Source organism: Thauera sp. WH-1 (assembly GCF_047806685.1).
Classification (GTDB): Bacteria; Pseudomonadota; Gammaproteobacteria; order Burkholderiales; family Rhodocyclaceae; genus Thauera.
This window is the reverse complement of the sequence record NZ_JBLQGP010000006.1, coordinates 112,197-125,270: the sequence shown is the minus strand read 5'-3', so window position 1 is coordinate 125,270 and position 13,074 is coordinate 112,197. Positions and strand designations below refer to the sequence as shown.

General features: G+C 67.3%; 14 protein-coding genes. 6 read left to right on the top strand and 8 right to left on the bottom strand.

Annotated features, from left to right (window positions below; translation table 11 throughout):
- Positions 1-49: 49 nt before the first annotated feature.
- From coq7 to ACMV5O_RS08320, 6 genes are all read right to left on the bottom strand, one after another.
- Complete coding sequence (gene coq7, locus ACMV5O_RS08345) at positions 50-670, bottom strand: 2-polyprenyl-3-methyl-6-methoxy-1,4-benzoquinone monooxygenase (RefSeq protein WP_416163029.1); 621 nt, start codon at positions 668-670, stop codon at positions 50-52.
- Positions 670-1,200 carry a CNP1-like family protein gene (locus tag ACMV5O_RS08340; RefSeq protein WP_416163028.1) on the bottom strand — a complete coding sequence of 177 codons (531 nt, stop codon included), beginning with the start codon at positions 1,198-1,200 and terminating at the stop codon, positions 670-672. The genes coq7 and ACMV5O_RS08340 overlap by 1 nt, the downstream gene beginning before the upstream one ends.
- A complete protein-coding gene (locus tag ACMV5O_RS08335) occupies positions 1,197-1,784 on the bottom strand; it encodes a DUF3501 family protein (protein WP_416163027.1) in 588 nt (195 codons plus the stop codon). Before ACMV5O_RS08335 ends, ACMV5O_RS08340 begins: the two co-directional genes overlap by 4 nt.
- Positions 1,781-3,133, bottom strand: a complete 1,353-nt coding sequence (locus tag ACMV5O_RS08330) for a (Fe-S)-binding protein (RefSeq protein WP_416163026.1) — start codon at positions 3,131-3,133, stop codon at positions 1,781-1,783. The genes ACMV5O_RS08335 and ACMV5O_RS08330 overlap by 4 nt, the downstream gene beginning before the upstream one ends.
- A gap of 82 nt (positions 3,134-3,215) precedes the next feature.
- Positions 3,216-3,635 carry a rubrerythrin family protein gene (locus ACMV5O_RS08325; protein ID WP_324538728.1) on the bottom strand — a complete coding sequence of 140 codons (420 nt, stop codon included), beginning with the start codon at positions 3,633-3,635 and terminating at the stop codon, positions 3,216-3,218.
- Positions 3,636-3,755: 120 nt separating this feature from the next.
- Complete coding sequence (locus ACMV5O_RS08320) at positions 3,756-4,346, bottom strand: RNA pyrophosphohydrolase (RefSeq protein ID WP_416163025.1); 591 nt, start codon at positions 4,344-4,346, stop codon at positions 3,756-3,758.
- A gap of 193 nt (positions 4,347-4,539) precedes the next feature.
- Between ACMV5O_RS08320 and ACMV5O_RS08315 the strand changes: the two genes are divergently transcribed.
- Positions 4,540-6,288, top strand: a complete 1,749-nt coding sequence (locus ACMV5O_RS08315; protein ID WP_416163024.1) for a proline--tRNA ligase — start codon at positions 4,540-4,542, stop codon at positions 6,286-6,288.
- 8 nt (positions 6,289-6,296) lie between these two features.
- Complete coding sequence (locus ACMV5O_RS08310; RefSeq protein ID WP_416163023.1) at positions 6,297-6,971, top strand: lytic transglycosylase domain-containing protein; 675 nt, start codon at positions 6,297-6,299, stop codon at positions 6,969-6,971.
- Positions 6,972-7,030: 59 nt separating this feature from the next.
- On the opposite strand, the gene ACMV5O_RS08305 is transcribed toward ACMV5O_RS08310, so the two are convergent.
- A complete protein-coding gene (locus tag ACMV5O_RS08305; RefSeq protein ID WP_416163022.1) occupies positions 7,031-7,636 on the bottom strand; it encodes a bactofilin family protein in 606 nt (201 codons plus the stop codon).
- 367 nt (positions 7,637-8,003) lie between these two features.
- Here ACMV5O_RS08305 and ACMV5O_RS08300 point away from each other — a divergent pair, with 367 nt between their 5' ends.
- The 4 genes from ACMV5O_RS08300 to ACMV5O_RS08285 are packed head-to-tail and all read left to right on the top strand — an operon-like array spanning position 8,004 to position 11,554.
- Complete coding sequence (locus tag ACMV5O_RS08300; protein ID WP_416163021.1) at positions 8,004-9,458, top strand: sensor histidine kinase; 1,455 nt, start codon at positions 8,004-8,006, stop codon at positions 9,456-9,458.
- The gene (locus ACMV5O_RS08295; protein ID WP_416163020.1) at positions 9,448-9,954 is read left to right on the top strand and encodes a hypothetical protein; all 507 of its coding nucleotides are present in this window, start codon (positions 9,448-9,450) and stop codon (positions 9,952-9,954) included. Before ACMV5O_RS08300 ends, ACMV5O_RS08295 begins: the two co-directional genes overlap by 11 nt.
- A complete protein-coding gene (locus ACMV5O_RS08290) occupies positions 9,951-11,378 on the top strand; it encodes a sigma 54-interacting transcriptional regulator (protein WP_416163019.1) in 1,428 nt (475 codons plus the stop codon). The genes ACMV5O_RS08295 and ACMV5O_RS08290 overlap by 4 nt, the downstream gene beginning before the upstream one ends.
- Entirely contained in the window at positions 11,375-11,554 is a 180-nt protein-coding gene (locus ACMV5O_RS08285) for a hypothetical protein (protein ID WP_416163018.1), read from the top strand. The genes ACMV5O_RS08290 and ACMV5O_RS08285 overlap by 4 nt, the downstream gene beginning before the upstream one ends.
- Here ACMV5O_RS08285 and tldD read toward each other — a convergent pair whose 3' ends face one another.
- On the bottom strand, positions 11,555-13,000 hold the full coding sequence (gene tldD / locus ACMV5O_RS08280; protein WP_416163017.1) for a metalloprotease TldD: 1,446 nt from the start codon (positions 12,998-13,000) through the stop codon (positions 11,555-11,557).
- Positions 13,001-13,074: the final 74 nt, after the last annotated feature.

Sequence of the window (13,074 nt, the reverse complement as noted above, 5' to 3'; positions counted from 1 at the left end):
AGCTGCGGGCATGGCGGCCGTGGCCCGGGCGCAGCCGCCGCGCGCGGACTCAGACCCGGTAAGTCAGGGTCGTCATGGCCTTCGCCGCCAGCCTCATCAGCCCCCTGGCCGGCGCCGGCAGCCGATGGGCACCCAGGCGCATGGCGGTGTCGGCGTGCTCGGCCTCGTCCAGCTTCATCTGCTCGACAATCGCGCGCGAGCGCTGGTCGGCCGCAGGCAAGGTGTCGAGGTGACTTTTCAGGTGTTGCTCGACCTGCCGCTCGGTCTCGGCCAGAAAGCCCAGATTCCAGCGGTCGCCGAAGCGCCCGGCAAGCAGCCCGATCCCGAGCGCGCCCCCATACCACAGCGGGTTGAGCAGGCTCTTGCGCCCGCCGAGCTCGGCGATGCGGCGCTCGGTCCAGGCCAGGTGCTCGGTCTCCTCCTGCGAGGCCTGGCGCAAGGTGTCGCGGATCGCGGGGTCGCGCGACATCATCGACTGCCCCTGGTACAGCGCCTGGGCGCAGATCTCACCGACGTGGTTCACCCGCATCAGCGCCGCTGCATGGCGCCGCTCGGCCTCGCTCAACTCGGCATCGGGGATGTCCTCCCCCGGCACCGGACGCACGCTGCGTGCCGGGGCGAAGACGGTGCGCAGGGCCTTATCGAACTCGATGATGGCTTGATCAAGCATTATCGGACTCCATACGGTTGGGACTGGTCGCGACGCTGCTGCAGCAGGCGCAGCGCATGCTCGCGGTTGCGCGGCGCGGCGGGACCGTCACAGAAGTAGTCCCAGGCGAGGGCTGCCCGTGGCCGGTTGTAGGTGTTGTCGGCGATCGGCTGCCAGACGCTGTTGCGCGCGACCACCCATTCGCCGTCCGCGCGGCCGCTCGCATAAAGCCGCCGCTCGCCGGTGGCACAGCGAATGCCCTCGAAGCTGACGTTCTCGGCACCGCCCGGCGTCCTCACGACGAGGGTGAAGCGCACCACGCCATCGGCGCCCACGCTGACGCTGCCCTCGTCGACGAAGAACTGGTTGGGCGTCGTTGCGCTGACATAGAAGGCACGCAGCCTGGCCGCGTCCATCGGCGGTGGCATGTGCACCTCGCCTTCCTCCCAGTTGGGATCGACATCGGTCAGGAGGCCGGCGGATGCGGCCCCTGAAAAGCACGCGAGGGCCAACAGGCCCCCGCGAAGGATACGACTGAGAGTCGGATTCAAACGCGCAAGTCTCCACAAAGCGAAAGTCGAACGACCTCGGGCACAGGATCGACTACCGCGGCATAGGCACCATGATCTATCCCCGCCGACAGCGCAGCCCCGCCCTTGAGGGCCGCGGCCCCTTCTTGGCCCAGCTCGAAGCGCAGGAAGTGCACCGAGGACGTTTTCGCGTCATTCTCGCGCTCGAGGTCCTCGTCCGCAATGGCATAGACGCGATCGAAACCCGCCACGCGCACCCACACCCTGTCCTCGATGCCGATCAGGCGCGACAACCACTGGCGCCGCTCGGCCTCGTCCGGATACTCGATGAGCATGGTGGCCTTCCAGTTGTGGCCATCGGGCACGAGTGGATTGTAGGCCTCGAGCTCGTCCAGGATGCCTGCCTCCTCGAAGGTGCGCTCGATACGGAGCATCTCCTGGATCTGGTAGCGAATCGTCAGCTCGTCCTCGAACATCAGGGTCACGTTCGGCCCGAGCGCGAGCTTGCGGCTCTTCTTGTGCGCGATCACCCGCGCCCGGAACTCGGTGCGCTGTCGAGCATACTCCTCGAGGCTGAGCAGGCTTGCGCGTTCTATCACCATCATCGTGTCTCCTCCAGTCCGTAAGCCATCCGCAGCAGCGTCAGCGGATGGGCCTTTTCTGCGTCCAGTTGCGTGCCGCCGTCGCGGATCCCCTGCTGAATGTGGCGCCCGGCGATCGGACAATCGGAACTGATGAAATCGGGCGTGGCCTGCACCACCTGGCGGAACACCGGCTTGCCGATCTTCATCGACTGCACGAAGTACTCCTCCTTGACCCCCCAGGTGCCATCGTGCCCCGCGCAGCGCTCGATCGTCGTGACCTCTGTATCCGGCACCAGTTGCAGCGTCTCGCGCGTCTTCTGGCCGACGTTCTGCACCCGCCCGTGACAGGGGATGTGGTAGGCCACCTTGCCCAGCGAACGCTTGAAGTCGGTCTTCAGCAGGCCGTCCTTGTGGCGCAGCACGAAGTACTCGAAGGGGTCGAACATCGCCTCGGCGACCGCGGCCACGTCACTGTCGTCCGGATAGAGCAAGGGTAGCTCCTGCTTGAACATCAACGCACACGAGGGCACGGGGGCGAGGATCGCATAGCCGTCACGCGCAAGTTTCGCCAGTGCGGGGATGTTGCGCTGCTTCAGACGATCGACACCCTCGAGGTCGCCGAGCTCCAGCTTGGGCATGCCGCAGCACGCCTCCTGCGGCGCGAGCACGGAAGGGATCTCGTTGTGCGCCAGCACCGCCACCAGGTCGTGACCGATGCCGGGTTCGTTGTAATTGATGTAACAGGTGGAGAAGATCGCAACCTTGCCCGGCGTCCGCTCACCGTTACGCACCGGCCAGTTGCTCGCCGGTCTCGCCTTGCCGCGGAACTTCGCCGGCGCATACGGCGGCAGCTCGCGCCGCTTGTCCACCCCCAGCACCGATTGCAGCACCCCGCGCGCGGCGGCGTTGCGGTTTGCGGCATTGACCGTCTGCGCCACCACCGGGATCGCCGCCAGCTTGCCGAGGATGTCGGTGCTGGTGAGCAGCTTGTCGCGAAACTTCACCTCGCCCTTGCGAAACTTCACCGCCTTCGCGCGCAGCATCAGGTGCGGAAAGTCGAGGTCCCACTCATGCGGCGGCACGTAGGGGCATTTGGTCATGAAGCAGATGTCGCACAGGTAGCACTGGTCGACCACTTTCCAGTAGTCCTTCTTCGCCACCCCGTCGACCTCCATCGTGCTGCTCTCATCGACGAGATCGAACAGGGTGGGGAAGGAATTGCACAGATTCACGCAGCGCCGACAACCGTGGCAGATGTCGAACACGCGCTCCATCTCGGCGAGGACCTTGTCCTCGTCGTAGTAGGACTCGTCGCGCCAGGCGATCGGGTGTCGTTTGGGTGCTTCGAGGCTGCCTTCCCGCTTGCTCATGACCAGTCTCCCCCACCCGGGCGTACCGGGTCGTCTTATTGTGAAGACGGGCGGTCACCCGCCCGTTCGACGCGCGGGAATGTCAGTCGGCCAGTGCGTCCAGCGCCTTCTGGAAGCGATTGGCATGGGAGCGCTCAGCCTTGGCCAGCGTCTCGAACCAGTCGGCGATTTCCTCGAAGCCCTCGTCGCGCGCGGTCTTCGCCATGCCGGGATACATGTCGGTGTACTCGTGCGTCTCGCCGGCAATGGCCGCGCCAAGGTTCTGCCGGGTTGCGCCGAACGGCAGGCCGGTGGCCGGATCGCCACAGGCTTCCAGGTACTCGAGATGGCCGTGCGCATGCCCCGTCTCGCCCTCGGCGGTGGAGCGGAACACCGCCGCCACGTCGTTCTGACCTTCGACGTCCGCCTTCGCCGCAAAGTAAAGGTAGCGACGATTTGCCTGCGATTCGCCTGCGAAGGCCGCCTTCAGGTTGTCTTCGGTCCGTGAGCCCTTGAGTTGCATGTCTCCACTCCTTCTTGTCGGTGATCGGGTGCAGGCGTCGGCCGACACCTGCACCTCAAACGTAGACAATGAAAGCGGGGACGCCAAATTGAGCGCGACTATGCCCCCGATTGGGCCGGGCTATTTCTGCAGCGCCTTGGGCGCGCGTTCCCCCAGTACGACGCGCACCGGCTCCGCCGACGCCTGGGCCGCCTCGGCCTCGGGCAGGCGGTAGCTCTCCGGCAGGTCGAAGGCCCGCGATCGATGCAGGATGCGGGCGAGCTCGATCAGGGCCATCTGGTAGACCTGGCGCTTGAATTCGATCACCGCGTCGAGCGGCACCCAGTAGTTGCTCCAGCGCCAGGCATCGAATTCCGGATGAGAGCTCGCGCGCAGGCAGACGTCCGAATCCCGCCCCACCAGTCGCAGCAGGAACCAGATCTGTTTCTGCCCGCGGTAGGTGTTGCGCCATTCGCGCCGTATCCAGTGCTTCGGCACTTCATAGCGCAACCAGCCGCGTGTGCGGCCAAGGATCTTGACGTGCTCCGGACGCAGCCCGACTTCCTCGAAAAGCTCCCGGTACATGGCCTGCTCCGGCGACTCACCGTGCTTGATGCCACCTTGCGGGAACTGCCAGGAATGCTCGCGGATGCGCTTGCCCCAGAACACCTCGTTGCGCGAATTGACCAGAATGATGCCGACGTTCGGGCGAAAGCCTTCACGATCAAGCATGACTAACCTTCAAAATCGGTTGATTAAGCGCGATTTTTTCACACTTGTGCAATGTTTGAAAGCGCACCACTGCTGTGCATCGGCTACGCTCGATCCCGAGCCCCGGTCCGCCGCCATATCCGCCCCCACCATGCCCGCCCACGCCATGCGCTAGAATCGCGCGCTCGACAACGCCTTTCAGCGAAAGACTCTCATGCGCGCCAGCCAGTTCCACCTGTTCACCCTCAAGGAAGCCCCGTCGGATGCCGAAGTCGTCAGCCAGAAGCTGATGCTGCGCGCCGGCATGATCCGCAAGGTCGCCGCCGGCATCTACAGCTACATGCCCATGGGCCTGCGCGCCATCCGCAAGGTCGAGGCCATCATCCGCGAGGAGATGGACCGTGCCGGCGCGATGGAGCTGATCATGCCGCTGGTACAACCCGCCGAACTGTGGGACGAGACCGGGCGCTGGGACAAGATGGGCGCCGAAATGCTGCGCTTCAAGGACCGTCACGAGCGCGACTTCGCGCTGCAGCCGACCTCCGAGGAAGTCGTCACCGACATCGCGCGCCAGGAGCTCAAGAGCTACCGCCAGCTGCCAAAGAACTTCTACCAGATCCAGACCAAGTTCCGCGACGAGCGCCGGCCGCGCTTCGGTGTCATGCGCGGACGCGAATTCACGATGAAGGACGCCTATTCCTTCGATCGCAGCGAGGACGCGGCCGGGCGCAGCTACGACATCATGTTTGCCGCCTACAAGCGCATCTTCGACCGCCTCGGCCTCGAGTACCGCGCCGTGGCGGCCGACACCGGCGCCATCGGTGGCGATCGTTCACACGAGTTCCAGGTCATTGCCGACACCGGCGAGGACGCCATCGTCTATTGCCCCGAGTCCGACTACGCCGCCAACATCGAGCTGGCCGAGGCGGTGTCGCTGCTCGCCCGTCGCGCCGAGCCGACCAAGGCGCTGGAGAAGACCCCGACCCCCGGCAAGGCGACCTGCAAGGACGTCGCCGAACTGCTCGGCGTGCCGCTGTCGACCACGATCAAATCGCTCGTGCTTGCCACCGACGACGTCGACGACGCGGGCAAGCCGGCCGGCGTCACCGTGTGGCTGCTGATGGTGCGTGGCGACCACGCCTTGAACGAAGTCAAGGCGAGCAAGGTGGAAGGGCTCAAGGCCGGCTTCCGCTTCGCCACCGAGGCCGAGATCCTCGAGCATTTCGGCTGCAGGCCGGGCTACCTTGGCCCCATCGGCCTCAGGAAGCCGGTAAAGGTGATCGCTGACCGCACCGTCGCCCACATGGCGGACTTCATCTGCGGCGCCAACGACGAGGACTTCCACTTCACCGGCGTCAACTGGGGCCGCGACCTGCCCGAGCCCGATCTGGTGGCCGACCTGCGCAACGTGGTCGAGGGCGACCCCAGCCCGGACGGCCATGGCGTGCTCGCGATCCAGCGCGGCATCGAGGTCGGCCACGTGTTCTACCTCGGCACCAAGTACTCGAAGGCAATGAACGCCACCTTCCTCGACGAGGACGGCAAGCCCAAGCACTTCGAGATGGGCTGCTACGGCATCGGCGTGACCCGCATCGTGGGCGCGGCGATCGAGCAGAACCACGACGCCCGCGGCATCATCTGGCCGCGCGCGATCGCGCCCTTCGAAGTGGTGGTCTGCCCGGTGGGCTGGGGCAAGTCCGAGGCAGTGCGCGACGCGGCGCAGAAGCTCTACGACGCCCTGATCGCAGCGGGCGTCGACGCGATCCTCGACGACCGCGACGAGCGGCCTGGCGTGATGTTTGCCGACTGGGAGCTGATCGGCGTGCCGCACCGCGTCACCATCGGCGACCGCGGCCTGAAGGAAGGGCTGGTCGAATACCAGAGCCGGCGCGATGCCGAAGCCACCAGGCTGGCCGCCGGCGAAGTCCTCAACCACGTGCTCGACTGCCTGAAGCAGGATTGATCACCGCCATGCGCCGCCTGCCCGCCACGCTTCGCATGAGCGCCCTGCTCCGCCAGCTCGCCGCGGCCTCGGCGCTCGCCCTGGTGGCGGGCAGCGCGAGCGCAGGGGCGCAGCAGTACGAGCCGATGGCCGCCAGCGTGCGCGCCGCGCTGCATGCGGCAGTCAGCGATGCAGCAGCGCCGACGCTGCCGATTCCGGACGCCGGTGAACGCGCGCGCTGGCTGGCCGAGATGTCACGCCGGCTGCAGAAACGCATCCCGAACGAGGCCTACCGCATCGAGTTGTTGACCTCGATCCACTACGAGGCCACCCGCGCCGGGCTGGACCCGCAACTGGTGCTCGGCCTGATCCAGGTCGAGAGTGCATTCCGCAAGTACGCCATCTCGTCGGCTGGCGCGCGCGGCTACATGCAGGTGATGCCGTTCTGGATCAAGGTCATCGGCCGCGAGGACGACAACCTCTTCCACATGCGCACCAATCTGCGCTACGGCTGCACCATCCTGCGCCACTACCTAGACATCGAGAAGGGCGACCTCTTCCGCGCCCTCGGCCGCTATAACGGCAGCCTGGGCAAGCCCCAGTACCCCAACCTGGTGCGCGCGGCGTGGGAAAACCACTGGAGCTGGAATCCCCAGCAGCTCGCCGCTGCCATGGCGGACGCACAAACGCCCACCCCGCGCTGAAGAGCGTGGAGCGGGCGTCTGCATGCCCTGCCCGGCAAGTCCGGCAGGCGCGCTCGCCCTCAGCCGGCCACGGCGGCGAGCGGACGCGCGTCGGCGGGCTTGTCGACCGCGCGCAGGCCTTCCTTGCCAACCGCTGTCAGCGCTTGCACATCGCCCGAAATCTCTCCGCCTTCCTCAATGAGGATCTTGCCGTAGCGGATCTTGCCGCTGACGCGACCCGTCGAGTGGATCAGCAGTTGCTTGCGCGCCGTCAGTTCGCCTTCGAAGTGACCGTGGATCTCGGCGATATCGATCCCCACGGTGCCCTTGTAGGCCCCCTTCTCGGCGATGCGCAGCACGCGGCTGTCCATCGTCGCCTCGACCCGCCCCTCCACGACCAGGGTGTCGCAATCGAGGATCTCGGCGCCCTTGAGCTTGACGTCGGGACCAACGATCAGCCTGCTCTCGCCCACCTCCACGCCAGTCGGCTCGACCGGGGTGTCGACGACTTCCGGGCTGCGTACAGGATTCGCGCTTTCGACCGGCGTGCTCAGCGTGCTGCCGCCCGTGCTTGCTGCCGGCTCCGTGCTTGCGCTGGACACGGAGCTCGTGCTGCCGAGCGGACGCTGCGTGCGGGACACCGGCGTTTCAGCGGTCTTGTGGAACAGATTGGGCTTGTTGAACATGCTTTCTCCTTGAGAGTGGTGCATCGCTGGCGCTGCGATCAGCACGTAGTGGTAGCAACGACCATGCCCGCGACCAAGTGCCCGCATCAAAACAGCGACTTGCAGCAGCGCCGCGCGGATTCGAGCGGACGAAGGACGACGCTGGCGCCGGCTTGATGTCGCCCTGGCCCGACAGGCGATACGCCGATGGCTGCTTACCTAGCTGTTTTATCGATGGATTGTTATGTCGCCAGAAGGCGACAATGAGCTCCAGGCGGCCGCCAGCAGGGGCCCAGTTACTTGGGTTTGCATTTGCAAGCCTGCAGTCCGATGCGCCCTGGCCTACACTATCGGGCTTGCCGTTCATGCCCATGGTCTCTGCGATTTCATGTCCCGCCTCTCGTTTCGCAGCACCTTGCTGGCAAGCTTCCTGCTGATCGCGGGCGCGCTGGCTGCCGCGGCAGTGAGCGGCTGGCTGAGCCTGGAGGCCCTCGCGCGCGCGATCCACGACGGCAACCGCAAGGCGCTCGCGCTCAATGCCGCGGCCCGTCAGCTCGGTGAACGGGTGACCGACCTCGAGCGCAGCGCCCGGCAGTATCTCGTGCTCGGCGACCCGGCCCTCGCCATACGCTTTCGCGATGCGCTGGGCGAAGCATCCGGCGCGCTCGCCGTCCTCGAGTCGGCCGACCTCGGCTATGCAGAATCGATATCCGAATGGCGTGTCACGGCAGCCGACATCGGCCGCCACCTCGCGAGTGCCGAACCGACTGCGACAGAGCTCGTTGCAAGGGGCGCGCCAGCGCCGGCCCCTCCGTTGTCGGAATCCGAACTGTCCTCGCGTTTTTCCACGCTGGTAACGCTGAGCGAGAATTTGGCTGGCCGCGTGCAGCAGGACCTCGGTCGTCGCAATGGCGAACTGCTCGCCGCCCTCGACCACCAGCGCGACGCGCTCGCACTGCAGATCCTCGCCGCACTCGTGCTCGCCGGCGCCTTGGCGGCACTCACCGCCTGGTGGCTGTTGCGGCCCCTGACGCGTATCGAGCAGGCGATTGCCGAACTGGGCGAGAGCCGTCTCGGCACGCCGATCCGTATCGGTGGTCCGGTCGACCTGCGTCAGCTCGGCGAACGCCTCGACTGGCTGCGCCTGCGCCTGGCCGACCTGGAGGCCAACCGCAATCGCGTGTTGCGCCACGTCTCGCATGAGCTCAAGACGCCGCTGGCGTCCCTGCGCGAGGGCGTGGCCCTGCTCGGCGACGGCGTGCTCGGCCGCCTCAGCGCCGAGCAGCGCGAGGTGGCCGGCATCCTCGACCACAGCGCCCGCGCCCTGCAGGAGCGCATCGAGCAGTTGCTCGACTACAACGCCAGCCAGTTCGACGCACGCCGCCTCGACCGCCAGCCCACCGCCCTCCTGCCGCTGTTGCGAGAAGTCGCCAGCGAGCACCAGCTCCTCGCCCAGTCACGCAGCCTGAGCCTGAGCGTGGATGGCGATGCGCCAATCGTCACCGCCGATGCCGGCAAGTTGCGCATCGCCCTGTCCAACCTGCTCGCCAACGCGATCGCCTTCAGCCCGATCGACGGCAAGGTACGGCTCGAGATCCGGGCGCAGGGCGACGACGTCGTGATCGACTGCTTCGACGACGGCCCCGGGGTCGCCGAGGACGAGCTCGAGCGCATCTTCGATCCCTTCTTCCAGGGCAGCCGCAGCGCCCACGGCCCGCTCAAGGGCAGCGGCATCGGCCTGGCCATCGTGCGCGAGTTCATTGCCGCCCATGCCGGCCGTGTCCGCGCGCTGCCGACCGAACGCGGCGCGCACTTCCGGGTCGAGCTTCCGCATGCAGAATGAACAGCCGTCCTCGCGCAGCCGCGGCCTGCAATGCATTGCGCTGACCCTCGTCCTGGGCCTGCTGGGTGGCTGCGCGGCGCCGGGTGCGTGGCTGGGCAGCGGCAGCGAGGCCGAGCCAGCGGGCGCGCTGTCGCCCCGGGAAGCCGCGCTGCAAAGGCTGCATGCCGCCGTGCAGGCGAGCCAGCCCGGTCAGACGCGGCCCAGCGAGGCGCGCCGCCAGCTCGAGCGCCTGCTTGCGGACGACAGCCCCGACGCGCGTGTCCACCACCCCTATGCGCGCGCCCTCCTCGCCCAGATTCGCGAACGGCAGCGACTTGCAGCGCAGCTCGAGCGTCTCGAGCGCGAGCTCGCCACGCACGATCAGGCCCTTGCCGACAGCGAGCGCCGTGCCGCGGAGCTGCAGCGCAAGCTCGACGCCCTGACTGCGATCGAGCGCCGCCTGGCGCCCCGTCCGCTGCCGCCGGCGCCGGCCGGTACGGACGCCCCCGCGCAATGAGCCCCCGCCCCACCCACGCTGCCGCGCGTGCCGAACACCTCCTGCTGGTCGATGACGACCCCGACCTGCTGCGCCTGCTGTCGATGCGGCTGAAGGCCAGCGGCTACCGCGTGTCGACCGCGACGAGCATCGAAGCGGCGCGCGCGCGCCTGTGCATCGAGGGCTTCGACCTGGTGCTGAGCGACGTTCGCCTGCCCGACGGCGACGGCCTTGCGCTGTTCGAGGAGATCCGCCGTCAGCACCCGGCCCTGCCGGTGATCCTGCTCACCGCCCATGGCAGCATTCCCGACGCGGTCGAGGCGACCTCGCGCGGGGTGGCGGGCTATCTCACCAAGCCCTTCGACGGCCAGGCCCTGCTGCAGCACATCGGCCAGACGCTGCTGCACGCCGCGCCCGCGCCGCGCCGCCTGACAGGCCTGGAGGACGCGGCCTGGCGCGACGGCATCGTCAGCCGCAGTACGCGCATGCATGCGCTGCTGGACGAAGCCCGGCTGGTGGCCGCCTCGGATGCGAGCGTGCTGATCCGCGGCGAGAGCGGCACCGGCAAGGAATTGCTCGCGCGCGCAATCCATCGCGCCAGCCCGCGTGCCGAGGCGCCCTTCATCGCCATCAACTGCGGCGCCATCCCCGAGCCGCTGCTCGAGTCCGAGCTCTTCGGCCATGTGCGCGGCGCCTTCACCGGTGCCACCGCGAACCACACCGGGCTCATCCAGGCCGCCAGCGGCGGCACCCTGTTCCTGGACGAGATCGGCGACATGCCGCTCGCCCTGCAGGTCAAGCTGCTGCGCGTGCTCCAGGAGCACGCAGTGCGGCCGGTGGGCAGCACGCGTGCGCAGCGAGTCGATCTTCGCATCCTGTCCGCCACCCATCGCGACCTCGACGCTGCGCTCGCCGATGGCCAGTTCCGCGAGGATCTCTACTACCGCATCAACGTCGTCAGCCTCGACCTGCCCTCGCTCGCCGAACGCCGCGAGGACATCCCGCTGCTGGCGGAGCATTTCCTGCGCAGCCTCGCGCGCAAGTACGACAAACCCCTGCACGGCTTTGCCGCCGACGCGCTCGAGGCGCTCGCCCTCGCCGCCTGGCCCGGCAATGTGCGCCAGTTGCACAACGTGGTCGAGCAGGTGTGCGCGTTGACGACGACGCCGCTGATCTCGCGCGCCCTGGTCGAGCGCGCACTGCGGGTGAAGCCGATCGAGGCCCTGAGCTATGCCGAGGCCAAGCAGCGCTTCGAGCGAAACTACCTGATACAGCTTCTGAAACTGACTGCCGGTAACGTCTCTGACGCGGCACGGCTGGCAGAACGCAACCGCACCGAGTTCTACCGCCTGCTGCAACGCCATGGCCTCACCCCGGAGCTGTTCCGGAGCGAGGCCGGGAATGCCGAACAACAAGCCCAGACAATGGGAAGGAGACCTTCATGATCACCCGTCAGACGATCGCCGCCATCCTCACCACCACTGCCCTCGCCTGGTCGGTCAGCCCGGCCGTCGCCGCGAGCCTGTCCATCAAGCCCGTGCAGGACAGCGCCAGCAACTGCGCCTCGGACAAGCATGCCGCGCCTGACATCGTCACGCCGAAGAAGCCCGCCTCGACCTGATCAGGCCGTGCCACCCACCGTCAGGCCGTCGACGCGCAGCGTCGGCTGGCCGACGCCGACCGGCACGCTCTGCCCATCCTTGCCGCAGGTGCCCACACCCGGATCGAGCATCATGTCATTGCCGATCATCTTCACCTTGGTCAGCACGTCCGGTCCATTGCCGATCAGGGTCGCGCCCTTCACCGGGCGGGTCACCTTACCATCCTCGATCAGGTAGGCCTCGGCGGTCGAGAACACGAACTTGCCCGAGGTGATATCGACCTGGCCACCGCCGAAGTTCACCGCGTACAACCCCTTCTTGACCGACTTGATGATTTCTTCCGGATCCTTGTCGCCGTTCAGCATGTAGGTGTTGGTCATGCGCGGCAGCGGCAGGTGAGCGAAGGATTCGCGCCGACCATTGCCGGTGAGCGGCATGCCCATCAGGCGCGCGTTCATCATGTCCTGCATGTAGCCGGTGAGGATGCCGTCCTCGATCAGCACCGTGCGCTCGGTCGGATTGCCCTCGTCGTCGATCGATAGCGACCCGCGTCGATCCTGCAGCGTGCCGTCGTCCACCACGGTCACCCCCTTCGCGGCCACCTTCTGCCCGATGCGACCCGAGAACGCCGAACTCCCCTTGCGGTTGAAGTCACCCTCCAGGCCGTGGCCGATCGCCTCGTGCAGCAGGATGCCCGGCCAGCCCGGCCCGAGCACCACCGGCATCGTCCCCGCCGGCGCCGGATCGGCGCCCAGGTTGACGCTGGCCTGATGCACGGCGGCACGCGCGTAGTCGTGCAGGCGGTCATCGCAGAACCAGCCGTAATCGTAGCGGCCGCCGCCGCCCGCGCTGCCCTGCTCGCGCCGACCGCCCTCCTCCATAATCACCGTGATCGAGACCCGCACCAGCGGGCGCACGTCGGCCGCCATGTGGCCGTCGCTGCGCGCCACCATCACCACCTCCCAGGAGCCGGCGATGTGAGCCATGACCTGGGTGACGCGCGGATCCTCGGCACGGGCGAAGCTCTCCAGACGCTCGAGCAGCTTGACCTTGGCGGTGTCGTCGAGCGAATCGAGCGGGTCGTCGGCGCGATACAGCCGCGTCCTGAGCTTGTGCGGACGCATGCCGACCTGGCGGCGCTCGCCGGCGGCGGCGATCGCGCGCGTCGCCGTGGCCGCGCCCACGAGCGCATCGAGCGAGATGTCGTCGGAGTAGGCGAAGGCGGTCTTCTCACCGCTGATCGCGCGCACCCCCACGCCCTGCTCGATGTCGAAGCTGCCGGACTTGACGATGCCTTCCTCCAGGCTCCACGCCTCGGAACGCTGGTACTGGAAATACAGATCGGCAAAGTCGATGTCGTGGCGCATCAGCTTGCGAAAGGTCTTCTCGAGTTCTACCTCGCCCAGGCCATGGGGCGACAGCAGGTAACGATCGGCGACCTTCAGGGGGTTCTGGCTCTTGCTCATCGGAAATCCTCGGGGACCATGCCGGCTTGGACCGGCCTCACTTCAAAACGATCATCGGTTGCGCGGCGGGGCCG

Bases quoted from the DNA above. Each gene is read 5' to 3' on its own strand.
- coq7 (WP_416163029.1), bottom strand. From the start codon at position 670: ATGCTTGATCAAGCCATCATCGAGTTCGATAAGGCCCTGCGCACCGTC.
- ACMV5O_RS08335 (WP_416163027.1), bottom strand. From the start codon at position 1,784: ATGATGGTGATAGAACGCGCAAGCCTGCTCAGCCTCGAGGAGTATGCT.
- ACMV5O_RS08330 (WP_416163026.1), bottom strand. From the start codon at position 3,133: ATGAGCAAGCGGGAAGGCAGCCTCGAAGCACCCAAACGACACCCGATC.
- ACMV5O_RS08325 (WP_324538728.1), bottom strand. From the start codon at position 3,635: ATGCAACTCAAGGGCTCACGGACCGAAGACAACCTGAAGGCGGCCTTC.
- ACMV5O_RS08320 (WP_416163025.1), bottom strand. From the start codon at position 4,346: ATGCTTGATCGTGAAGGCTTTCGCCCGAACGTCGGCATCATTCTGGTC.
- ACMV5O_RS08315 (WP_416163024.1), top strand. From the start codon at position 4,540: ATGCGCGCCAGCCAGTTCCACCTGTTCACCCTCAAGGAAGCCCCGTCG.
- ACMV5O_RS08310 (WP_416163023.1), top strand. From the start codon at position 6,297: ATGCGCCGCCTGCCCGCCACGCTTCGCATGAGCGCCCTGCTCCGCCAG.
- ACMV5O_RS08305 (WP_416163022.1), bottom strand. From the start codon at position 7,636: ATGTTCAACAAGCCCAATCTGTTCCACAAGACCGCTGAAACGCCGGTG.
- ACMV5O_RS08300 (WP_416163021.1), top strand. From the start codon at position 8,004: ATGTCCCGCCTCTCGTTTCGCAGCACCTTGCTGGCAAGCTTCCTGCTG.
- ACMV5O_RS08295 (WP_416163020.1), top strand. From the start codon at position 9,448: ATGCAGAATGAACAGCCGTCCTCGCGCAGCCGCGGCCTGCAATGCATT.
- ACMV5O_RS08290 (WP_416163019.1), top strand. From the start codon at position 9,951: ATGAGCCCCCGCCCCACCCACGCTGCCGCGCGTGCCGAACACCTCCTG.
- ACMV5O_RS08285 (WP_416163018.1), top strand. From the start codon at position 11,375: ATGATCACCCGTCAGACGATCGCCGCCATCCTCACCACCACTGCCCTC.
- tldD (WP_416163017.1), bottom strand. From the start codon at position 13,000: ATGAGCAAGAGCCAGAACCCCCTGAAGGTCGCCGATCGTTACCTGCTG.